Consider the following 22,121-nt stretch of genomic DNA (forward strand, 5'->3'; position numbering starts at 1 on the left):
GAATTAGTAAAGCGCAGTCATGAGGATATATTAAACTTTTTTGTTAATTACTCATACAGCCTTCCGGTATTTAGCCCAACTGCTGCTCAAACTCAGCATCCAAAATTGTGTCATGTATCTCTTCGATTGCGTGCAGCCGGTACCGGAACTGCTCCCCGTTGATTAATACACCGCGATGTTAGTAATGTCTTCATAAGCCACGTGAGGACATCCCCATGAAGAAGCGTTTTTCCGACGAACAGATCATCAGTATCCTCCGCGAGGCTGAAGCCGGGATTTCTGCCCGTGAGCTCTGCCGTAAGCACGCCATTTCCGACGCCACCTTTTACACCTGGCGTAAGAAGTATGGCGGTATGGAGGTGCCCGAGGTTAAGCGCCTGAAGTCGCTTGAGGAAGAAAACACCAGGCTCAAGAAGCTGCTTGCCGAAGCCATGCTGGATAAGGAGGCGCTTCAGGTGGTTCATGGGCGAAAGTACTGACGACAGGCCAGAAGCGCGAAGCCGTGGTGTTGATGTGTGATGCGACCGGTCTGTCGCAACGTCGTGCCTGTAGGCTAACAGGTTTGTCCCTGTCGACCTGCCGTATAATGCTCAGCGTCTGGCTGCTGATGCACATTTATCAGGGCGTATTACTGAGCTGGCGCTTGAACGCAGACGTTTTGGTTATCGGCGCATCTGGCAGTTGCTGCGCCGTGAAGGGCTTCTGGTTAATCACAAGCGCGTGTACCGCCTTTATCATCTGAACGGTCTGGGCGTTAAAAGCAGACTTCGTCGTAAAGGGCTTGCAACAGAACGTCTGCCGCTGCTCCGCCCGGCGGCGCCCAACATGACCTGGTCGATGGATTTCGTCATGAATGCGCTGGCTACTGGTCGCAGGATCAAGTGCCTTACCAGCGTCGATGACTTCACAAAGGAATGCCTGACGGTCACTGTTGCCTTCGGGATTTCAGGCGTGCAGGTCACGCGTATTCTGGACAGCATTGCGCTGTTTCGCGGCTATCCGGCTACGATAAGAACCGATCAGGGCCCGGAATTTACCTGCCGCGCGCTCGATCAATGGGCCTTTGAGCATGGTGTGGAACTACGGTTTATCCAGCCAGGTAAGCCAACGCACAACGGATTTATTGAGAGTTTTAACGGACGCTTTCGCGATGAGAGTCTGAACGAATACTGGTTCAGCGATATTCTTCATGCCCGGAAAACGATTAATGACTGGCGGCAGGATTATAACGAGTGCCGTCCCCATTCATCGCTGGATTACCAGACACCAGCTGAATTCGCAATGGACTGGCGAAACAGGAAATATGAAGAAAAACCAACCGACATTATTAACTAAAGGTTGTATCTAATCCTGGGGGCAGGTCAGGGCAGCAGCGACCAGAAATGCCTAATCTCAAATCACACCCCGCAGCCTGCTGAGATGGGCGCGGTCTGTAGCTGCCCTGTCGCCGGGGCTTTTTTATCAATTTTTTACATCACTTTATGAGTTTTTGAGATAGTTTGGTACTCGACTCATCAAAAAGCTTCATAAAGATGTATGCGGTTGATACGACGACTGCCATCGTCAAAATGAAGTTAATAAAAATAGCTAAATCATAGCTTTCGAAATCATGCATCTTGATATATAGGTACGAAGAGAAGCTGAGCAATATAGGGAAGTGAACGAGGTATACTGAAAATGAAATCCTACCAGACAGTTGCACTAGCTTACTGCAGAAAACTTTTCTCCCAAAACCAGCCTTAACCAGCATAACAATAAGAAAGCCAGCAGCAGCACTCATCAGCTGTTTTGCTAAAGGGTAGTCCAGATAATCATCATTGAGCCAAGTATAAAGCGCATCCCCATTAGCCCCACCGATGTAAAGCGCCGCAAGCATTATGATGAAGACATATGGCTTTCTTGGCTTGAAATTGATTTTATTCAAATAGCTCCCTGCAATAAATGACAGGTAGTAAGTTGCCTCATATCTGGCGTATATATAAAGGTATATTGATATAACACCTATAACCAATGCGTCCGAGGGCTTATCTCTTTTAAGGGCGGTATATGACAAAACGATAATTGAACCTATAAACTCAATTTTCATTGTCCAGAGGGGTGGCATGTAGAAAGACCTCCCTCCAAATATAGCGCCATATAACGCCTCTTTGATTGCATCGTAGAAGGAAGGCTCAAATGACCAGAAGTGACCCAGCCACCATGATCCTGACAAACTGGCGGCCTCTTTCCAGTGCCCTAATCCGCTGGTAACAATGAACCACGATAGCATTACACTGGCAAATACAGGAATGCAGAAACGAAAGTACCGTTTAGCCAGGCGTTTCCTTAGAATGCTGATACCCTGCTCGCTTACAAAGGCGCTTGTCAGGACATAGCCACTGAGTACAAAAAACAGACTGACGGCCAATGTTCCATTCCAGAAGGCAGATATCATCGGAAGCTGAAGGAAGCTAGACACGGAGCTTTCCCTTGCTCCTGTAACGGCACTGCCAGGATAGAGATAAATAAAGCCCTGCGGGTAAAAAGCAATCAAAAAGTGGCAAAGTACAACTGAAAGTGCAGCTATACCTCTTAAACCATCCGCAGAATGATCCTTTTTTACCACGCAGAGTTGTTCCATGTATTCACCATCATCTAGTTTTTACACATCATAAACCGTAGGTATGTAAAAACCAAACGCACAGCGAAATTTGCATCGAGGTTTATGGCAAACAGGATATTTACTGCAAAAGGATTTAAATCAACTCTGGGTCTGTGGGGTGGATTTCAGAATAATTTTCATCCTGATAGAATATGCCGTCATCTGGGTTATATACCATTCCCGGAGAGCAATAAGCATCGTCACTCAACTTCAGAGTTGTGTACCCGGTAATCTTGTATCCTCTTCAGCCAAGATTACATTAACAACCTTAAGTTCGCCTTTTTTAAAAAAAGCGAACCTAAAAACATTATCATTATTCATATTACCACTCTACAATGATCAGGCTTGGCGAGCCTGACGTTGAGCAGCCTTGAGACGCCAACTATCTTCCTCCACACATCCAGCCCGTACCCGGTTGCCGTTGAAACAACCCAAATGGAAGTCAGGAATTCGTCTGTAAATTCCGTCATGTCCGTTGATGTGTTGAAGGTTTCAATCAGGCTTCGGATGTTGGGGCTGGCGGTGTATTGCGTAAGGATCGTGTCTTTCACGTTCTTCATACAAAGCTCACTCAAATATCACTGGCGTCGAGGGAGGGTATCTGGTTAACGCCATATCCAACGGAGGAAGCGAAGTTAATCCCGTCCAGACTGACTGTTACCGAAAGCACGTTAACAGATGCCATGTCTATGTTGTTTAGCACCGAGTAATAGCCGCCGGCAAAGACTTTCGAAGCGATACGAGCTTTAGGCACCAGCTCACTATTGCCATTGAAGGCGCTGATTATTGATCCCTAAGCTTACGTTACGATGTCTGATGGCAGTGAAGATGGGCTTTCCAGCTCAACTCGGAAGTAGGTTTTGGTTTGCGTCGGCGTGTTCCAGGTGCTGGCAGTTACGTAACCTGTGGTCGCTGGCCGTCTACACCGGTAGAGGCATGGCGAAATCTGCGCACTGGCATGGGAAGATATCGACCTGATAAAAGGCACTATCACAGTGAAGCGTAACCTGACAATCCTCGGTGACTTTACCCCAACTAAAACTGCGTCAGGTCTGCGCACTATTTATCTGGTAGATGCAGCTGTCACGACTCTCAAAGATCAGCAGGAGCTGACCAGACTGAAGGGATCGTCCGTCATTACAGTGCATTCCCGGGAATATGGCAAAAAGAGCGAAGAGGAACTCACCTTCGTCTTCAACCCGACAGTGAATGCGGTCAACAATAAAAGTGAAAACTATTATGCGGTGTCATCTCTGCCACAGACATGGAGAGCTGCAATAAGGAAGGCCGGGCTGACTTATCGTAAGCCCTACCAGTCCCGGCACACGTATGCATGCTGGTCACTTTCTGCCGGCGCAAATCCAAACTTCATAGCCAGTCAGATGGGCCATGCAAATGCTCAGATGGTTTATCAGGTATACGGATCCTGGATGAAGGAAAACGACGAGGCACAAAGGAGTCTTCTGAACGAAAAACTCAACGAATTTGTCCCACAGGTGTCCCACACCAAGGCGATCTGAACGATATACCCTTCTTATTCAATAAGTTAGCCTTCCTAAACCTGCATATTCATAATATCGCTGTACGCCGATACCAGCTTGTTCCTGACCTGAATCCCCATCTGCATCGAGATAGATGATTTCTGCAGATCGACCATCACATCATTTAACGCGATGCCCGGTTTCCCCATCTCAAAATCCTGCGCCTGCGTGCGGGCAGTGGTTTGCGTCTCGCTGATCTTATCCAGCGCGGCTTTCATGGTTGCGCCGAAATCGATCTGGTTGGGCGCTTCGCTGCTGCGGTTGCTCGCCTGCAGCGAGGTGACCTGAAGCTGCTGAAGTACCCCGTCGATTGCCTGAATGGACATTAACGTTACCTTGTAAAAGTGGTGAAGTTTTTCTGTGTTCAAAAATCTAGCACGTTGTCAATGAGACAAAGGCGCTAAATGACAGCAAAAACCCCGGCTTATCCAGCCATCAAATTTTCGGTTTCAACAAATAATGCCTGGCATTGAAGTGGAATTTTTATTTACGCAGGTCAGGGAGTCTGTTTTGCCATCTCAACTAACCCGGTCAATTACGTCAGGCAGGAATCGGTCATGAATGCGAGTGCAGCCGCCACACAAGATCAAGAAAAGAAAGGCTTCGGTGACCTTCTCGCTCGCCTGCGCGCAAATCCGCGTATTCCTTTAGTCGTCGCCGCCGCCGCTGTTATCGCCATTGTGATTGCAATGGTGCTGTGGGCTAAAGCCCCCAGCTACAGCGTGCTCTACAACAACCTGTCAGATGAAGATGGCGGTGCTATCGTCACGCAGCTGACGCAGATGAACATTCCCTATCGCTTCGCCGAAAATGGCGGCGCACTGATGGTGCCGGAAGAGAATGTCCATGAGCTGCGCCTGCGTCTGGCACAACAGGGCCTGCCGAAAGGTGGCTCGGTCGGCTTCGAACTGCTGGATAAAGAGAAGTTCGGTATCAGCCAGTTCAGCGAGCAGGTCAACTACCAGCGTGCGCTGGAAGGCGAACTGGCTCGCACTATCGAATCGCTGGGTCCGGTCAAAACTGCCCGCGTCCATCTGGCGATGCCAAAACCCACCTTATTTGTGCGTGAGCAGAAAGCGCCTTCAGCCTCGGTCACATTAACCCTGCAGCCGGGTCGTGCGCTGGATGAAGGTCAGATTCAGGCCATCGCCCACATGGTTTCCAGCAGCGTGGCGGGTTTGCCGCCAGGCAACGTCACGGTGGTCGATCAGACCGGTCGCCTGCTGACCCGCTCTGATAGCGTTGGCCGCGATCTGAATGATGCACAACTGAAGTACGCCTCAGATGTTGAAACCCGCTATCAGCAACGTATCGAAGCGATCCTGAATCCGATTCTCGGCCAGGGCAACGTGCATGCGCAGGTGACGGCACAGATCAACTTCGATACCAGCGAGCAGACCGACGAGAAATATCAGCCTAACGCGAACCCGTCTAACGCGGCGATTCGCTCGCGTCAGACCAGCACCAGCGATCAGTCAGGCAGCCCGTATCCGGGCGGCGTGCCGGGCGCGCTCTCTAATCAGCCCGCGCCAGCCAATACCGCGCCGGTGAATACGCCAGCCGCCAATGGCCAGAACGCCAACGGTCAGAACGCGAATGGTCAGAATGCCAACGGACAGAACAACGCGGCACAGACCACCAGTACCGCAGCGGCCAGCAGCACGCCGACCAACTCACGTCGCGACGACACAGTCAACTATGAGCTGGACCGCACCATTCGCCATACCAAACTCAACGTCGGCGACGTGCAGCGTCTGTCGGTGGCGGTCGTCGTCAACTATCGCGAAGACGATAAAGGTAAAGCGGTTGCGCTGAATGAGCAGCAGCTGAAGCAGATTGAAGATCTGACCCGCGAAGCGATGGGCTATTCCCAGACCCGTGGTGACAGCATCAACGTGGTGAACTCGCAGTTCAATACGACCGAGCCGACCACGGGCGACCTGCCCTTCTGGCAGCAGCAAGCGTTCTTTGATCAGCTGATGAGCGCCGGTAAGTGGCTGTTGGTGGCGCTGGTGGCCTTTATTCTCTACCGCAAACTGGTTCGTCCGCATCTGGTTCGTAAGAAGGCGGAAGAGAAAGCCGCTGCTGAAGCCGCCGCCGCGCGCGCCGCCGAACCGGCAGAAGAAGAAGCCTATAACGTACAGCTCAGCAAAGATGAGCTGGATCAAGAACGTAAGTCCAGTAACCGCATGAGCGCAGAAGTGATGAGTCAACGCATCCGCGACATGTCTGAAAACGATCCGCGCGTTGTTGCGCTGGTGATTCGCGAATGGATGAGTAAAGAGCTATGAGTCTGACCGGAACCGAAAAAAGCGCCATCCTGATGATGACCATCGGCGAAGAGCGCGCCGCGGAAGTTTTCAAACACCTGAACCAGCGTGAAGTGCAACACCTGAGCGCCGCGATGGCCAGTATGCGCCAGGTGTCGCACAAGCAGCTGACCGAAGTGCTGCGTGAGTTTGAGACCGATGCCGAGCAGTTTGCGGCGCTGAGCCTCAACTCCAATGAATACCTGCGTTCAGTGCTGATTAAAGCGCTGGGTGAAGAGCGTGCCTCCAGCCTGCTGGAGGATATCCTCGAAACCCGCGAAACCACCAGCGGCATGGAAACGCTCAACTTTATGGAGCCACAGGCGGCTGCCGATCTGATCCGCGACGAGCATCCACAGATCATCGCCACCATCCTGGTCCACCTCAAACGGGGTCAGGCGGCGGATATCCTGGCGCTGTTCGACGAGCGTCTGCGCCACGACGTGATGCTGCGTATCGCCACCTTCGGCGGTGTCCAGCCAGCGGCGCTGGCCGAACTGACCGAAGTGCTCAACGGCCTGCTGGATGGAACCAATCTCAAGCGCGCGAAGATGGGCGGCGTGAGAACCGCAGCCGAGATCATCAACCTGATGAAAACGCAGCAGGAAGAAGCGGTTATCGAAGCGGTACGCGACTTCGACGGCGAGCTGGCGCAGAAAATTATCGACGAGATGTTCCTGTTCGAAAACCTGGTGGAAGTCGACGACCGCAGCATCCAGCGTCTGTTGCAGGAAGTGGAATCCGAGCAGTTGCTGGTGGCACTGAAAGGTGCCGAGCAGCCGCTGCGCGAGAAATTCCTCAAAAACATGTCAGCCCGTGCGGCCGATATCCTGCGCGACGATCTGGCCAACCGTGGACCGGTTCGTATGTCGGCAGTGGAAAACGAGCAGAAAGCGATCCTGCTGGTGGTACGCCGCTTAGCCGAATCGGGCGAGATGGTGATTGGCGGTGGCGAGGAAACCTATGTCTGATGCATTTTCTGCCCGCCCGTGGCAGCTGTGGCAGCCAACCGATTTAGGCCGTTTCGATCAGCCTGAACCGGAGCCACAGCCGGAGATCACCGAATTTACCGCCGAAGTGGATGAGCAGCAGCAGCAACTGGAACGTCTGCAACAGCAGATGCGTAAAGAAGCGCAGGGCCAGGGCTACAACGAAGGTCATCAGCAGGGGTTTGCCGAAGGTCAGAAAGCGGGCTACGACGCCGGTTTTCAGCAGGGCCTGGCCGATGCGCAGCAGCAGCAGGCGCCGTTACAGGCGCGGATGCAGCAACTGGTGACGGAATTTCAGAACACGCTGGAATCGCTGGATAGCGTTATTGCTGCCCGGTTGATGCAGCTGGCGCTGGAAGCCGCCCGCTCGGTGATTGGCCAGGCGACCACGGTCGATGGCAGCGCCCTGCTGCGTCAGATTCAGGGATTACTGCAGCAGGAACCGATGTTCAGTGGTAAACCGCAGCTGCGGGTGCATCCGGACGATCTGCAACGTATCGAGCAGACGCTGGGCCCGACGCTGGATCTGCACGGCTGGCGTCTGCTGGCGGACAACACGCTGCATCCTGGCGGCTGTAAACTCAGCGCCGAAGATGGCGACCTCGATGCCAGCGTGGCGACGCGCTGGCAGGAACTGTGCCGTCTTGCCGCGCCGGGAGAAGTGTAATGACCACCCGCCTCAATCGCTGGCTGGGCGCGCTCGACGCGTTCGAAAAACGTATCGCCCAGGTTCAGCCGGTGCGCCGCTATGGTCGCCTGACCCGCGCCACCGGTCTGGTGCTGGAAGCGACCGGCCTGCAGTTGCCGCTCGGTGCGACCTGCATTATTGAACGTAACAATGGCAACTCCATCAGCGAAATCGAAAGCGAAGTGGTGGGATTCAACGGACAAAAACTGTTGATGATGCCGCTGGAAGAGGTGGATGGCATTTTGCCTGGCGCACGCGTCTACGCGCTGCAGAACGGTGAAAATCCACAGGCGGGTAAGCAACTGCTGTTAGGCCCGCAACTGCTGGGCCGGGTGCTGGACGGCAGCGGTCGTCCGCTGGATGGCCTGCCATCACCGGATACCGGCTATCGTGCGCCGCTGATCACCCCGCCGTTCAACCCGTTACAGCGAACGCCGATCACCGATGTGCTGGATACCGGCGTGCGTGCGATTAACTCGCTGCTGACGGTAGGACGCGGCCAGCGTATGGGCCTGTTTGCCGGTTCCGGCGTCGGTAAGAGCGTGCTGCTCGGCATGATGGCGCGCTATACCGAAGCTGACGTGATTGTGGTCGGGCTGATTGGCGAACGTGGCCGCGAAGTTAAAGACTTTATCGAGAACATTCTGGGTGCCGAAGGTCGTGCCCGTTCGGTGGTGATCGCCGCGCCCGCTGACGTCTCGCCGCTGCTGCGTATGCAGGGTGCCGCTTACGCCACCCGTATCGCCGAAGATTTCCGCGATCGCGGCAAACATGTGCTGCTGATTATGGACTCCCTCACCCGCTACGCGATGGCGCAGCGTGAGATCGCGCTGGCGATCGGTGAGCCGCCTGCCACCAAAGGCTATCCACCGTCGGTGTTCGCCAAACTGCCGGCGCTGGTCGAACGTGCCGGTAACGGCATTGATGGCGGCGGATCGATTACCGCCTTCTATACCGTGCTGACCGAAGGTGATGACCAGCAGGACCCGATCGCTGACTCCGCGCGCGCCATCCTCGATGGTCACATTGTGCTGTCGCGTCGGCTGGCGGAAGCGGGTCACTATCCGGCGATCGATATTGAAGCCTCAATCAGCCGTGCGATGACCTCGCTGATTGATGAGAACCATTACGCACGCGTGCGTCAGTTTAAGCAGTTGCTCTCCAGCTACCAGCGCAACCGCGATCTGGTCAGCGTGGGCGCCTACGCCGCCGGCAGCGATCCGATGCTGGATAAAGCCATCAAGCTCTATCCGCAAATGGAAGCGTTCCTGCAACAGGGCATTTTCGAACGCAGCGATTATGACGACGCCTGCCTGCATCTGCATGCACTGTTCGGCTAATCGACGCGATTAACGCAAGGTAACGGCCATGAAAACTGCAAATGCCATCGACACGCTTCGCGATTTAGCGGAGCAGGATCTGGAGCGCGCCGCGATCTATCTGGGCGATATGCGTCGCGGTCAGCAGGCGGCTAATGAACAGCTGACCATGCTGCTCGACTATCAGGACGAATATCGCAACAAGCTCAACGACGATATGTCGAGCGGCATCGCCAGCACCCGCTGGACCAACTATCACCAGTTTATTCAGACGCTGGAAAAAGCGATCGATCAGCATCGCAATCAGCTCAACAGCTGGAACCAGCGTTTAGAGCAGGCGCTGATCAACTGGCGTGAGAAACAGCAGCGACTGAACGCGTATCAGACCCTGATCACCCGGGCAGCAGAAAATGCATTACGACAGGAAAACCGTCTCGACCAGAAACGGATGGATGAATTTGCCCAACGGGCCGCATTGAGGAGAGGCGAATGATTACGCTGCCACACATTTCCACCAAAGCGGCGGTAAAAACCGACGCGGAACCATCAGTTTCCACTGACCTTGCGGCAGGCACCGATGCCCTGCCGCACGACTTTCTGACCACGCTGGGAAACCAGTTGCTTAACCTGGTAAAGCAGCAGGGAAAAGCGGCGCAATCGGCTGATGCCAAAACAGAAAGTGAGACTGACGCCCAGCCTGCCGCGCCGCTGAATGCGCTGATCGCGGCACTGGATAATCCGGCAGCGCTGAGCGCACTGTTTAAACCGGAAAATATTAAAGCCGGCACCAAATCAGCCGATGATAAAGACAAGCCGGAAGCCGCACCGTTAAGTGCCAGCGATATGCAAAATGTTCAGGCGCTGTTCGCCATGTTACCGACCGCACCAGCGGCGGCGAGCGCCAGCACCAGCCCGGTCAGCGAACTGCCGGGTGAGCTGGGGATTCAGAGCGACAGCACGCGCAAAAGCCTGACCTCACTGGCCCAGATGCTGACCGGCACCGGTCAGGAGAGTAAAGAATCCGGCGCGGATCAGACGCCTGGCGTGAAAAACGCAGCGCTGAATGCGCCCGCGGTGAGCAGCGCCGCCAGCCCGGTCAGTACGGCTGCGGTAAACAGCAACAGCGCCAGCAGCACTCTGACGCTGGACAGCAGTTTTCAGCAGGCGCTGAGCCAACTCACCCGGCAGGACGATCAGGCCGCGATGAAAGCCAGCGCCAGCGATAGTTCGCTGATCGCCAGCACGCCGATCTCCAGTGCCAGCAGCCTGGCACCGCCGATGATGGCGTCGTCGACCACCAGCACGCCTTCCACGCCGATGCTGAATGCCCAGCTGGGCAGTGATGAGTGGCAGCAGGCGTTAAGCCAGCAGATTGTGATGTTCAGCCGCAACGGTCAGCAGAATGCCGAGCTGCGGTTACATCCGGCAGACCTGGGCGCTATCCAGATCAGCCTGAAACTGGATAACGACCAGGCACAAATTAATCTGGTTTCCGGCCATAGCCACGTCAGAGCGGCGCTGGAAGCCGCGATTCCGCAGCTGCGCAGCGCGCTGGCAGAGAGCGGAATCAACCTGGGTGAGAGTCAGGTCAGCAGTGACAGTTCCGCGCAAGGCCAGAGCTTCCAGCAACAGCAGGAGACGCGCCGCGACGGACAGCATGGCCGCTTCTCTCTCGCTCAGGAGAGTGATACCGACATCACGCCGATTGCCGTTCCCGCTGCCCTTCAGGCGCGCGTAAACGGTAATGGCGCGGTCGACACTTTTGCCTGATAGCGACAAACGCTGAAGGTAAGCGTAAAACCCGCGTCTTTTCTTCCCATTGTTTGACTTAAGACGCGGGATAATCTGTCCAGGTGAGCCGAGAGGCTTGCCCATAATTCACAGGAAGTAACTGCAAACATGTCTGATAACGCGAAAGCTAAAGGCCGCAAACGTAAACTCTTAATTCCGGTGTTGCTCATTGTGACGCTGGCCGCTTGCAGCGTGGCAGGCTATGCAGTCTGGCGAATGATGAATAAACATGAGGGCGATAAGCCGGAGGTGGCGAAAGTCGAACCGCCTCCCGCCCCGGTCTTTTTTGCACTTGATACATTTACGGTTAACCTGGTCAATCCCGACAACGATCCTGACCGCGTGCTGTACGTAGGCTTTACCCTGCGTCTGGCCGATGAGGATACCCGACGTCGGTTAAATGACTATCTGCCTGAGGTGCGCAGTCGTCTGCTGCTGCTGCTCTCGCGTCAGAGCGCTGCGGCGCTGGCGACAGAGCAAGGAAAGCAAGCGCTTGTTGAACAAATCAAACAGGTGCTGGCACCACCACTGGTAAAAGGTCAACCTCCGCAGGCCGTGAACGATGTGCTGTTTACTGCCTTCATTTTGAGGTGAATCAATGGGCGATAGCATTCTCTCCCAGGCTGAAATTGACGCCCTATTAAACGGCGACAGTGGCAGCGCGGAAGAAGAAAAGAAACAAAACGGGCCGGAAGGCGATATTCGTCCTTACGACCCGAACACCCAGCGTCGCGTGGTGCGCGAGCGTCTGCAGGCGCTGGAGATTATCAACGAGCGTTTTGCCCGTAGTTTCCGTATGGCGCTGTTTAACCTGCTGCGCCGCAGCCCGGATATCAGCGTGGGTGCGATCAAGATTCAGCCGTATCACGAGTTTGCCCGCAATCTGCCGGTGCCAACCAACCTGAACCTGATCCACCTGAAGCCGCTGCGCGGTACGGCACTGGTGGTGTTTTCACCGAGCCTGGTCTTTATCGCAGTGGACAACCTGTTCGGGGGTGATGGCCGCTTCCCGACCAAAGTAGAAGGTCGCGAGTTTACCCATACCGAACAGCGCGTGATCCGTCGCATGCTGAAGCTGGCGCTGGATGGTTACAGCGATGCATGGAAAGCCATTTATCCGCTGGACGTCGAGTATGTACGTTCAGAGATGCAGGTGAAGTTCACCAACATCACCACCTCACCGAACGATATCGTGGTTAACACGCCGTTCCAGGTGGAGATTGGTAACCTGGTGGGTGAATTTAACATCTGCATCCCGTTTTCAATGATTGAGCCGCTGCGCGAGCTGCTGGTGAATCCACCGCTCGAGAACTCCCGCCAGGAAGATAACCACTGGCGTGACAACCTGGTAAAACAGGTGCAGCACTCCGAGCTGGAACTGATTGCGCACTTTGCCGAAACCTCGCTGCGCCTGTCGCGAATTTTGCAGCTGAAACCCGGCGACGTGCTGCCGATTGAGAAACCGGAACGCATTATCGCCCATGTGGATGGCGTGCCGGTCTTAACCAGCCAATATGGCACGATGAATGGCCAGTACGCGCTTCGTGTCGAACACCTGATTAACCCGATTTTGAATTCGCTGAACGAGGAACAGCCCCATGAGTGACAGTAATAAGCCGTCTGATGATATCTCTGCGGACGATCTGTGGGCTGAAGCAATGAATGAGCAGGTCGGCAGCAGCAGCGCGCCGCAAACCGATGACGTGTTTAAGTCATTCGACAGCGGCAACGTCTCCGGCTCCCTGCAGGATATCGATCTGATCATGGATATCCCGGTCAAACTGACCGTGGAACTGGGCCGCACTAAGATGACCATCAAAGAGCTGCTGCGTCTGACGCAGGGTTCGGTGGTGTCACTGGACGGTCTGGCCGGCGAACCGCTGGATATTCTGATCAACGGTTACCTGATTGCCCAGGGTGAAGTGGTGGTGGTGAACGATAAATATGGCGTGCGCATCACTGACATTATTACCCCGTCCGAACGTATGCGTCGTCTGAGTCGCTGAGAATGAATAGCCAGAATCAAAGTCTGCAACCTGCTGCGCCGCACGCGCAGCCGATTTCAACCGGCTCCATGGTGGTGCAGGTCAGCAGCATGTTAGCCGTGATTATTTTGTTGATTCTGGCCTGCGCCTGGCTGGCGCGCCGTTTCGGCTTCGCGCCGAAGAAGGTAAGCAGCCAGGAGCTGAAACTGACCGCCAGCGTGCAGGTGGGTCAGCGTGAGCGGGTGGTGATTGTCGATACCGCCGATGCCCGGCTGGTGCTCGGCGTCACCGCACAGCAGATTACCCATCTGCATACCCTGCCGCCGGGTGCGCCGCTGGCAACTACGCCAGTCAGTGCTGCACCTCAGGATTTTCGTCAGCTGTTACAGAATCTGGTTAAACGTCCCGGAAAACCTCAATGATGCGTCGACTGCTTCCTTTATTGCCGCTGCTGTTGCTGGCACCGGTTGCCCATGCCCAGCTTCCGGGCCTGGTGAGTCATTCGCTGCCGAACGGCGGCCAGAGCTGGTCACTGCCGGTGCAGACGCTGGTGTTTATCACCGCGCTGACCTTTCTTCCGGCCGTGCTGCTGATGATGACCAGTTTTACCCGCATCATCATCGTATTTGGTTTGCTGCGTAACGCACTGGGTACGCCCTCCGCGCCGCCGAACCAGGTGCTGCTGGGGCTGTCGCTGTTTCTGACCTTCTTTATTATGGCGCCGACCTTCGACAAGATTTACCAGGACGCCTATTTGCCGTTCAGCCAGGACAAAATCAGCATGGATGTGGCGATTGAGAAAGGGGCTCAGCCGCTGCGTGAGTTTATGCTGCGTCAGACCCGTGAAGCCGATCTGGCGCTGTTCGCCCGGCTGGCGAACAGTGCGCCTATTGCCGGTCCGGAAGCGGTACCGATGCGCATTCTGCTGCCCGCCTACGTGACCAGCGAACTGAAGACCGCTTTCCAGATTGGCTTTACCGTGTTTATCCCGTTTCTGATTATTGACCTGGTGGTCGCCAGCGTGCTGATGGCGCTGGGAATGATGATGGTGCCACCGGCGACGATCTCACTGCCATTTAAGCTGATGCTGTTTGTTCTGGTCGATGGCTGGCAACTGCTGGTCGGCTCACTGGCGCAAAGTTTCTACTCCTGATCCCACCCTTTTCCCGGAGCACAACATGACACCCGAATCAGTAATGGTAATGGGCCAGGAGGCGATGCGCGTCGCCCTGATGCTGGCCGCCCCGATGCTGCTGGCTGCGCTGGTCAGCGGCCTGCTGATCAGCCTGTTGCAGGCGGCGACGCAGGTCAATGAGCAGACCCTGTCGTTTATCCCGAAAATCCTGGCGGTGGCCACCACCGGCATTATCGCTGGCCCGTGGATGCTGAATCTGCTGCTCGACTATATCCGCACCGTCTTTTCCAACCTGCCTTACATCATCGGCTGATGATTACTCTCGACAGCAGCCAGCTGGTGCACTGGGTAAGTCAGTTTTTCTGGCCGCTGGTGCGTATTCTGGCGTTGCTGGCCTCTGCGCCACTGCTTAATGAACGATCTATCAGTCACCGGGTCAAAATTGGTCTGGCGGTGATGATCACCTGGCTGTTAATGCCGCTGCTGCCTCCGGTTGACGTGACGCTGTTTTCGCCCGCCGGCTTCTGGCTGCTGATCCAGCAGATGCTGATTGGCATTGCGCTCGGTTTCACCATGCAGTTTGCGTTTGCCGCGGTGCGTACCGCCGGGGAAGTGATTGGGCTACAGATGGGCCTGTCGTTCGCCACCTTTTTCGATCCCGGCAGCCGCCTTAACATGCCGGTACTGGCGCGTTTTTTAGACATGCTGGCGATGTTACTGTTCCTGACCTTCAACGGACACCTGTGGCTGATCTCGTTGCTGGCGGACAGTTTTCATACGTTGCCCATCGGCGGACATCCGCTAAATGCCAATGCGTTTATGGCGCTGGTGAAATCGGGCGGATTAATTTTCCTTAATGGCATGATGTTAGCGCTACCGTTAATCGTTTTGCTCCTCATGCTAAATCTGGTACTAGGTTTGTTAAACCGTGTTTCACCACAGTTATCAATCTTCGCAATTGGCTTCCCTGTCACCTTATCAGTGGGCATTTTGACTATCAGTATGCTGATGCCACTGCTCGCCCCATTCTGTGAGCATTTGTTCGGTGAAGTGTTTGATTTACTCGCCCTGTTCCTCACAGAACTATCCCGTCCCTGAACATTAAGTTTCTAACTATCTTCATGAAGTGATACTTAAGTAACGCAAAACCATCCGTGCATTTTGCAAACCATATTTTCCAGAAAGCAACTAAGGAAAATCTGATAAATGTGCTGAGAGTCTGAAAATAATTCTTATTAAACCGGGCTTCGCGTATTTTAGTAGGGCGGTTCACAGTAGCGGTTAGACTGTGATTTTGTTGACAAAATCGGCAATACATTGAATTTGAACAAAAAAAATTCTTTAGTGATTTTTCTTGTTAAAAAATGTTTTTTCCGGCATTGTCAACACACGCTGAGACATCACACTTTCGTAAAACAAATGTTTTTAAGATTTGTCCTATCAGAAAACTCCGGGTTTTCAGCGATAGTGACAGCGCTCCCAAAAACAGAGTCTTACTTAACCTCCGGTATTTCACTGGCATTCCCCGCCATTGCCGGAGAATGCGTGACGTCAAAGCAGCACAAACTTTTTTGCAGAACGGGTCAGGGATGAAGACTTTTACGGGCGGTTGCCTGTTACCACACTGCACGAGCAGAATAAAAAAGTGCCTTAGAAATCTCTCTCGTACCGCAACGCGTAATTCATCGTTGATTTAAACGGATAACAAATTGGTGAGGGTCGCTATTATGCCAACGATTATTATGGATTCCTGCAACTACACACGCCTGGGATTATCGGACTACATGTCTTTTAAAGGAGTTAAGAAGAAAAATATCACTTCTGCCTCCGATATTGAGCAACTACAGCAAAAATGTGAACAATTAAAACCTGGTGTCGTCTTTATTAATGAAGACTGCTTCATTCATGAACCTGACTCCAGCGAACGTATCCGCAGCATTATTATGCAGCACCCTGATACGCTGTTTTTTATATTCATGGCGATTAGCAATATCCATTTTGAGGAATACCTCTACGTTCGTAAGAACCTGATTATTACATCAAAATCGATAAAGACCTCGACACTGGATTCCTTGCTGAGCACCTATTTGCAGAAAAAACTCAATCAGTCTGCGCGTATCTCTTCCGGCATGGATGTTCATCCATTGACGTTGAGCCAGACCGAGTCAAATATGCTGAAGATGTGGATGTCAGGTCACGACACCATTCAGATCTCAGATAAGATGCAAATTAAGGCGAAAACCGTTTCGTCACACAAAGGTAATATTAAACGCAAAATCAAAACCCATAATAAGCAGGTTATTTATCATGTGGTGCGTTTAACAGATAATGTCACGTCGGGTATTTACGTCAACGTACGATAATCTCCCGCAATGAAAACCGGCCGCTCTGGCCGGTTTTTTTTCTCTGAACTGAGATCCAGATCTCACTCCTGCCGCTAAGCCTTTCCGCCCTCTTGCCGATGTTAACCCTTATAACAACAGCCTCAAGAGAGCAAGGATATGAACACTGCACTGGTTAATGATGGACAGAATACCTCAGGCATATGGCAGAACCTGCGCCTGGTTCCGCTGTTTAGCCTGATCTTCGGCGGCATTCTGCTGCTGTTTGCACTCTGTATTGGTGTCGCCAGCTACTTTCTTATTTCAGGGAATCACTCGCTCAGCGATGCCACCGACGAAATTCAGGTGCGCATGGGGATATCGAATAGCTCAAACCATTTACGCACCGCCCGTCTGACCATTATTCAGGCCGGGGCCGCCGCGCGTATTGGTGAGATGGATGAGTTCCGCGCCAACGTAGCGGCGGCGGAGAAACGCATTCAGCAGGCCAAAGACGGGTTTAAAGTCTATGCCGACCGTAAGGTGAAATTGCCTGAGGATGTCGCGCTGGATGACCAGCTCAAGGCGCGCTTTAACGACTACATTGAAAAAGGCCTGATACCGATGATTAACGCCGGTAAACAGGGCAGTTTCGAAGGCATCATCGCTCAGGAAACTGACGTCACCCGTAAGCTGGATGCGGATTACAATGCCGTGCTGCTGAAGGCGATCAAAATCCGTACCGATCGCGCCAATGCCATCACCGCAGAAGCGAATCAGCAGTCGCGTATTGGCTTTATTGCTATGGCGGTGGCCTTTGGCGCTGCGCTGGTGCTGGTGGTGCTGACCTTTGTGTTCCTGCGTCGGGTGGTGATTAATCCGCTGCGTCAGTCGGTGTCGCGCATAGAGCGGATTGCGCAGGGCGATCTCACCGCACCTCCGCTGCCGCACGGTCGCAGTGAAATCGGCACGCTGATTCATAATCTGCAATTGATGCAGCAGTCGCTGGTGAAAACCGTTGGCACGGTACGTGAAGGCGCGGTCGCCATTTATCAGGGCTCCAGTGAAATCTCTGCCGGGAATACCGATCTCTCTTCGCGGACCGAGCAGCAGGCTGCAGCCCTGGAGCAGACCGCTGCCAGCATGGAACAGCTTACCGCAACGGTGAAACAGAACGCCGAAAACGCTCATCACGCCAGCCAGCTGGCCGCCGATGCCTCAGGCAAAGCGCGCAGCGGGGGCGATCTGGTGAGCAACGTGGTGAAAACCATGAACAATATTTCCGGCAGCTCGAAGAAAATTGCCGAGATCACTAACGTCATTAACAGCATCGCTTTCCAGACCAACATCCTGGCCCTGAACGCGGCGGTAGAAGCGGCGCGCGCCGGTGAGCAGGGTCGCGGCTTTGCTGTAGTCGCCAGTGAGGTGCGCAATCTGGCTCAGCGCAGTGCGCAGGCGGCAAAAGAGATTGAGTCGCTGATTGGCGAGTCGGTAACGCTGATTAAGGATGGTTCGCAGCAGGTCGGTGATGCCGGTAGCACCATGGGCGAGATTGTCGAAGCGGTACGTCGGGTGACCGATATCATGGCAGAGATTGCCGCCGCCTCCGATGAACAGAGTCGCGGTATTCAGCAGGTCAGCCAGGCGGTCACCGAGATGGATAACGTCACCCAGCAGAACGCCTCGCTGGTAGAAGAAGCCTCGGCCGCTGCGGCCTCGCTGGAAGATCAGGCTGGTAAGCTGACTCAGGCGGTATCGGCGTTCCGCCTGCAGGATACGCCAGCCACTGCCGGGATGGCGCCCCGCGCGTCAGCACCGGTGAAAACCCCTGCCGTTGCAGCCCGTCCGGCGCTGGCAAGCGGTAATGAAAACTGGGAAACCTTCTGAGTGCAGTCACGCAGGCTGGTTAATGCGGCGTGACTAAAATCAGTGTCCCCTCCTCCCCGTGACGGGGAGGAGGATCGCGTCACCGTTTGTGCTGCCTTACCGCACTACTCTGCACTGTTACTCTGCACTGTACGGCTCGACAAAAATCCCATCCTGGTGATCGCTTTCGTTAAAAAACCAGATGCCTAACGGGTAGTCTTCCAGCGCCACCAGAAACATGGTGCCCTCATTAAATGGCTCCATGGCCAGAATGGTACCGATGCGGCGCGGGCCACCATCGGTTTTAACGCTGACGCGGTCATTCACCTTCATTTCGGTTCTCCTGATGATTTCCTGTTGCACAGTCTAAACGAAGAACCGCAGAGATGCCGAGCGTTAGCGACGGGCAATCACCCAGACGGCGTGCACAATCCCGGGAATGTAGCCGCACAATGTCAGCAGGATGTTCAGCCAGAAGGCACCACCGAAACCGACCTGCATAAAGACGCCCAGCGGCGGCAGCAGGATAGCGATAATAATTCTCAAGATGTCCATAACCATTCCTTTAGGTATTGATAAAAATCAGCTTTGCCAGCAACTATAGCTGATTCTGCTGTTAATGAGCGAAAAGTCAGGTAAATCTGAGTAAGCGTGCGTTTTTTCAATTCCTTAACATTTCACCGCAAGACTTCTGACGCGCCTCCCCTTTACACTTCTCCTCACTGCACCAACCCCATAGGCGCAGTCAACCTAAAAGTAACAAGGATTTTGCCCGCGCAGCGCGGGCTTTTTTTTGCTGCGATCGCCTCACGCCCCTTTCTCCGCTACACACTATACTTATTACTCTGCCCGCTGCCGGGAGTCAGAAAATGAGCGATGAAAAACAGATTATCGGGACGCAGCATTCCGCCATGACACTGGATGTGGACCGTTTACTGGAGGCGATTCAGGCCGGGAACGCGGGCGAAATGCAGGAATCGATGGCGCACGGGCCTCAGCCCGAACTGAAGGTGGAACCACGGCTGTTGCATCGGGGTACCGAACTGGCGGATACCTTTGAAATGGAGATCGGCGACTGCCGCTCCTGTGAAGTCCATCGCTGAAATCGATTTCAAAAAAAATACCCGGCGGGATGGCCGGGTAAAAATTTCAATTCGTTACACCAGGGAATTCTTAACACCTCTGCAGACTACGCCTTCCCTTCGTTAAGACAAGTATCTGATATGCACATTTCTGCAACCTGGCGGCCAGAATCAGCGTGCATGTTACCGAAAACACCGCAGCAGACAGCGACTTAGCGCCTGCACACTTCACGCATCGCCAGCATCCGTAACGTTTCGATTTAAGATTTATCCTGGATTTTCACGGCGTGCGCTGCAAAAAAAAGTGTGAGCCATATTCAACTATAATATTGAAAAATCGCCGCTTTAGCCGTGCTGACAGGAGCTGACAGATGCCCGATCTTCAACAGCCGTTAATGATAATTACCGATCTCGATGGATCGCTGCTCGACCACCACAGCTATCGCTGGGACGCCGCCACCGAGTGGCTGACTACCCTGAAACAGCGGGCGATCCCGCTGGTGATCTGCTCCAGCAAAACAGCAGCCGAAATTATCCCGTTGCAGAAACGGCTCGGGATTGCCGGCGCGCCCTTTATTGCGGAAAACGGCGCGGTGGTTGACATGAATGGGCAGCGGACCCGTCTGCCCGACACTACCCTGACCTACGACGCCCTGTGCGCCCGGCTGGCTGAACTGCAGACCACCTTCCGGTTTACCGGCTTCCACGATTTTTCCGATCCGGAGGTCTCATCGATGACCGGGCTGACGGAGTCGGAGGCCGCCCTGGCGCGGCAGCGTGACGCCTCGGAAGTCGTGGTTTGGCGTGACAGTGACGAGGCGTTTGATCGTTTTCGTCAGGCGCTGAGCGCGGATGGGCTGATGCTGGCGCAGGGCGGACGCTTCTGGCATGTGATGCCGGCAGGCAGCGGCAAAGGGGAAGCCGTACGCTGGCTACTGGCGCAGCAGCCCGAGGAAGGACGCACCACCATCGGATTAGGAGATGGCCCTAACGACGCGCCGATGCTCGACGCCGTCGATTATGCCGTTGTGATTAAAGGCTACAGTAAAACACCGGTCACCCTCAGCCGGACCGATCAGCAGCAGGTCTATCATACGGCGCACTATGGCCCTGAAGGCTGGCGTGAAGGGCTGGACTATTTTTTGACTCAACCTCAGTGAGCTGCCCACGGGCATTAAAAGGATGGTGCGATGAGTGACTTCTATCAGAATGGCGTAATCACCAATTTTCATAATCTCACCCACCGCAGCGTGGAATCGCTGGAAAAAGAGATGGTGCGATTTGCCCGCAAACGGAAAATGGGACTGATCCTGCCGTCGCTGTTTTCAGAATTAGAAGGGCCGGCGCTGACAAAAATTGTCGATGAACTGGCTAAAGTACCTTATCTCGATGAGATTGTGATTGGGCTGGATCGCGCTGACCGCGATCAGTTTTTATTTGCCCGCGAGTTCTTCTCGCGCCTGCCACAGCGGCATCGCATTTTGTGGAATGATGGCCCACGCCTGAAGGCGATCGACGCCGAACTGGATAAAGAGGGTTTATCGCCCACTCATCCGGGCAAAGGGCGCAACGTCTGGTTCTGTACCGGCTATACGCTCGCCTCTGACCGCACCAGCTGCGTCGCACTGCATGACTGCGATATCGTCACCTATGAGCGCGGTATGCTGGCGCGGCTGCTCTATCCGCTGGCGAACCCGGCGTTCCAGTACGAATTTTGTAAAGGCTTTTACGCCCGCGTTGCGGATGGCAAGCTGAATGGCCGCGTCGGTCGTCTGCTGGTCGGTCCGCTGCTGCGTTCGCTGCAGAAGGTCTATGGTCATTCAGAATATCTCGATTATCTCTCCAGCTTCCGCTATCCGCTCTCGGGTGAGTTCGCGATGCGTACCCATGTACTGAACGGGATAAAAATTCCCGGCGACTGGGGTCTGGAGATTGGTGTGCTATCGGAGATCTATCGCAACTACACCACCCGTCAATCCTGTCAGGTGGAGATCGCGGATAACTATGACCATAAACATCAGCCGCTGGCGGAAGATGATGGTACCGGCGGGCTGAAGCGCATGAGCAGCGACATTGTGCAGTCACTGATGCGCAAGCTGGCGACGATGGGCGTGCCGCTGACCAGCGATTCGTTCCGGGTGCTCAAAGCCACCTACTATCGCAATGCGCTGGATATGATGGAGATCTACAACCATGAAGCCGCGATGAATGGCCTGAAGTTCGACCAGCACGTTGAAGAGGCGGCGGTGGAAATGTTTACCCAGTCGATTCTCGAAGCGGGACAGGCGTTTATTGAACGTCCTAATGATAAGCCGTTTATCCCGAGCTGGAGCCGCGTGCAGTCAGCGTTTCCGGACATTCTTCAGCGTATTTATCAGGCGGTGGAAGAGGACAACGACGGCAACGTCTGAGGCGAGCAGCGGCACAGGGAGCGTGCCGGATAGCGTTGAGTCA

The 22,121-nt window shown here is 54.2% G+C and carries 24 protein-coding genes and 1 pseudogene; 20 read left to right on the plus strand and 5 right to left on the minus strand.

What is annotated here, in order from left to right; genetic code table 11:
• Positions 1-215: 215 nt before the first annotated feature.
• Positions 216-1,335, plus strand: a pseudogene (locus ACX3P5_RS10730) (IS3 family transposase).
• A 139-nt stretch (positions 1,336-1,474) separates the two neighbouring features.
• On the opposite strand, the gene ACX3P5_RS10735 reads toward ACX3P5_RS10730, so the two are convergent.
• Positions 1,475-2,620, minus strand: coding sequence for an acyltransferase family protein (locus tag ACX3P5_RS10735; RefSeq protein ID WP_262287626.1), 1,146 nt, complete (start codon positions 2,618-2,620; stop codon positions 1,475-1,477).
• Between the two features lie 338 nt (positions 2,621-2,958).
• Positions 2,959-3,201: a DUF2612 domain-containing protein gene (locus tag ACX3P5_RS10740; RefSeq protein ID WP_233987822.1), complete on the minus strand. Its 243-nt coding sequence runs from the start codon at positions 3,199-3,201 to the stop codon at positions 2,959-2,961.
• Positions 3,202-3,630: 429 nt separating this feature from the next.
• Between ACX3P5_RS10740 and ACX3P5_RS10745 the strand changes: the two genes are divergently transcribed.
• Positions 3,631-4,161, plus strand: coding sequence for a tyrosine-type recombinase/integrase (locus ACX3P5_RS10745; RefSeq protein WP_293002722.1), 531 nt, complete (start codon positions 3,631-3,633; stop codon positions 4,159-4,161).
• 35 nt (positions 4,162-4,196) lie between these two features.
• Here ACX3P5_RS10745 and fliE read toward each other — a convergent pair whose 3' ends face one another.
• The gene (gene fliE, locus ACX3P5_RS10750; RefSeq protein WP_233987820.1) at positions 4,197-4,508 is read right to left on the minus strand and encodes a flagellar hook-basal body complex protein FliE; all 312 of its coding nucleotides are present in this window, start codon (positions 4,506-4,508) and stop codon (positions 4,197-4,199) included.
• Between the two features lie 231 nt (positions 4,509-4,739).
• Here fliE and fliF point away from each other — a divergent pair, with 231 nt between their 5' ends.
• From fliF to ACX3P5_RS10825, 15 genes are all read left to right on the plus strand, one after another.
• Positions 4,740-6,473, plus strand: coding sequence for a flagellar basal-body MS-ring/collar protein FliF (gene fliF, locus ACX3P5_RS10755; protein WP_458968679.1), 1,734 nt, complete (start codon positions 4,740-4,742; stop codon positions 6,471-6,473).
• Positions 6,470-7,462 (plus strand): flagellar motor switch protein FliG, encoded by a 993-nt coding sequence (gene fliG, locus ACX3P5_RS10760; RefSeq protein ID WP_094121972.1) that lies wholly within the window; start codon positions 6,470-6,472, stop codon positions 7,460-7,462. Before fliF ends, fliG begins: the two co-directional genes overlap by 4 nt.
• A complete protein-coding gene (gene fliH / locus ACX3P5_RS10765) occupies positions 7,455-8,147 on the plus strand; it encodes a flagellar assembly protein FliH (protein ID WP_233987818.1) in 693 nt (230 codons plus the stop codon). The genes fliG and fliH overlap by 8 nt, the downstream gene beginning before the upstream one ends.
• A complete protein-coding gene (gene fliI / locus ACX3P5_RS10770; RefSeq protein ID WP_094121974.1) occupies positions 8,147-9,508 on the plus strand; it encodes a flagellar protein export ATPase FliI in 1,362 nt (453 codons plus the stop codon). The genes fliH and fliI overlap by 1 nt, the downstream gene beginning before the upstream one ends.
• 28 nt (positions 9,509-9,536) lie before the next feature.
• Positions 9,537-9,980 (plus strand): flagellar export protein FliJ, encoded by a 444-nt coding sequence (gene fliJ / locus ACX3P5_RS10775; protein ID WP_458968680.1) that lies wholly within the window; start codon positions 9,537-9,539, stop codon positions 9,978-9,980.
• Positions 9,977-11,257, plus strand: a complete 1,281-nt coding sequence (locus ACX3P5_RS10780; RefSeq protein WP_458968681.1) for a flagellar hook-length control protein FliK — start codon at positions 9,977-9,979, stop codon at positions 11,255-11,257. The genes fliJ and ACX3P5_RS10780 overlap by 4 nt, the downstream gene beginning before the upstream one ends.
• Positions 11,258-11,386: 129 nt before the next feature.
• Positions 11,387-11,872, plus strand: coding sequence for a flagellar basal body-associated protein FliL (fliL, locus tag ACX3P5_RS10785; RefSeq protein ID WP_336755505.1), 486 nt, complete (start codon positions 11,387-11,389; stop codon positions 11,870-11,872).
• A 4-nt stretch (positions 11,873-11,876) separates the two neighbouring features.
• Positions 11,877-12,884 (plus strand): flagellar motor switch protein FliM, encoded by a 1,008-nt coding sequence (gene fliM, locus ACX3P5_RS10790; protein WP_031377092.1) that lies wholly within the window; start codon positions 11,877-11,879, stop codon positions 12,882-12,884.
• On the plus strand, positions 12,877-13,284 hold the full coding sequence (gene fliN / locus ACX3P5_RS10795; RefSeq protein ID WP_094121979.1) for a flagellar motor switch protein FliN: 408 nt from the start codon (positions 12,877-12,879) through the stop codon (positions 13,282-13,284). Before fliM ends, fliN begins: the two co-directional genes overlap by 8 nt.
• Positions 13,285-13,286: 2 nt before the next feature.
• Complete coding sequence (gene fliO / locus ACX3P5_RS10800) at positions 13,287-13,685, plus strand: flagellar biosynthetic protein FliO (RefSeq protein WP_233987814.1); 399 nt, start codon at positions 13,287-13,289, stop codon at positions 13,683-13,685.
• Entirely contained in the window at positions 13,685-14,416 is a 732-nt protein-coding gene (gene fliP / locus ACX3P5_RS10805) for a flagellar type III secretion system pore protein FliP (protein ID WP_233988159.1), read from the plus strand. The genes fliO and fliP overlap by 1 nt, the downstream gene beginning before the upstream one ends.
• Before the next feature lie 25 nt (positions 14,417-14,441).
• Positions 14,442-14,711 (plus strand): flagellar biosynthesis protein FliQ, encoded by a 270-nt coding sequence (fliQ, locus tag ACX3P5_RS10810; RefSeq protein ID WP_031377095.1) that lies wholly within the window; start codon positions 14,442-14,444, stop codon positions 14,709-14,711.
• A complete protein-coding gene (fliR, locus tag ACX3P5_RS10815; protein ID WP_094121981.1) occupies positions 14,711-15,496 on the plus strand; it encodes a flagellar biosynthetic protein FliR in 786 nt (261 codons plus the stop codon). The genes fliQ and fliR overlap by 1 nt, the downstream gene beginning before the upstream one ends.
• Before the next feature lie 629 nt (positions 15,497-16,125).
• Positions 16,126-16,761: a transcriptional regulator RcsA gene (gene rcsA, locus ACX3P5_RS10820; RefSeq protein WP_293002693.1), complete on the plus strand. Its 636-nt coding sequence runs from the start codon at positions 16,126-16,128 to the stop codon at positions 16,759-16,761.
• Between the two features lie 138 nt (positions 16,762-16,899).
• Positions 16,900-18,606 carry a methyl-accepting chemotaxis protein gene (locus ACX3P5_RS10825; RefSeq protein WP_458968682.1) on the plus strand — a complete coding sequence of 569 codons (1,707 nt, stop codon included), beginning with the start codon at positions 16,900-16,902 and terminating at the stop codon, positions 18,604-18,606.
• Between the two features lie 117 nt (positions 18,607-18,723).
• Here the strand turns inward: ACX3P5_RS10825 and dsrB are convergent, their stop codons facing one another.
• Complete coding sequence (gene dsrB, locus ACX3P5_RS10830; RefSeq protein WP_233987811.1) at positions 18,724-18,918, minus strand: protein DsrB; 195 nt, start codon at positions 18,916-18,918, stop codon at positions 18,724-18,726.
• Between the two features lie 63 nt (positions 18,919-18,981).
• A complete protein-coding gene (locus tag ACX3P5_RS10835) occupies positions 18,982-19,140 on the minus strand; it encodes a YqaE/Pmp3 family membrane protein (protein WP_046288250.1) in 159 nt (52 codons plus the stop codon).
• A gap of 314 nt (positions 19,141-19,454) precedes the next feature.
• Between ACX3P5_RS10835 and ACX3P5_RS10840 the strand changes: the two genes are divergently transcribed.
• The 3 genes from ACX3P5_RS10840 to ACX3P5_RS10850 all read left to right on the plus strand — a co-directional run bounded on the left by ACX3P5_RS10840 (position 19,455) and on the right by ACX3P5_RS10850 (position 22,078).
• The gene (locus ACX3P5_RS10840; RefSeq protein WP_233987810.1) at positions 19,455-19,688 is read left to right on the plus strand and encodes a DUF2525 domain-containing protein; all 234 of its coding nucleotides are present in this window, start codon (positions 19,455-19,457) and stop codon (positions 19,686-19,688) included.
• A gap of 350 nt (positions 19,689-20,038) precedes the next feature.
• Positions 20,039-20,827, plus strand: coding sequence for a mannosyl-3-phosphoglycerate phosphatase-related protein (locus tag ACX3P5_RS10845; protein ID WP_458968683.1), 789 nt, complete (start codon positions 20,039-20,041; stop codon positions 20,825-20,827).
• A 30-nt stretch (positions 20,828-20,857) separates the two neighbouring features.
• On the plus strand, positions 20,858-22,078 hold the full coding sequence (locus tag ACX3P5_RS10850; RefSeq protein WP_233987808.1) for a glycosyltransferase family protein: 1,221 nt from the start codon (positions 20,858-20,860) through the stop codon (positions 22,076-22,078).
• The last annotated feature ends 43 nt before the right edge of the window (positions 22,079-22,121 follow it).

Source organism: Pantoea sp. S-LA4, from assembly GCF_054482835.1.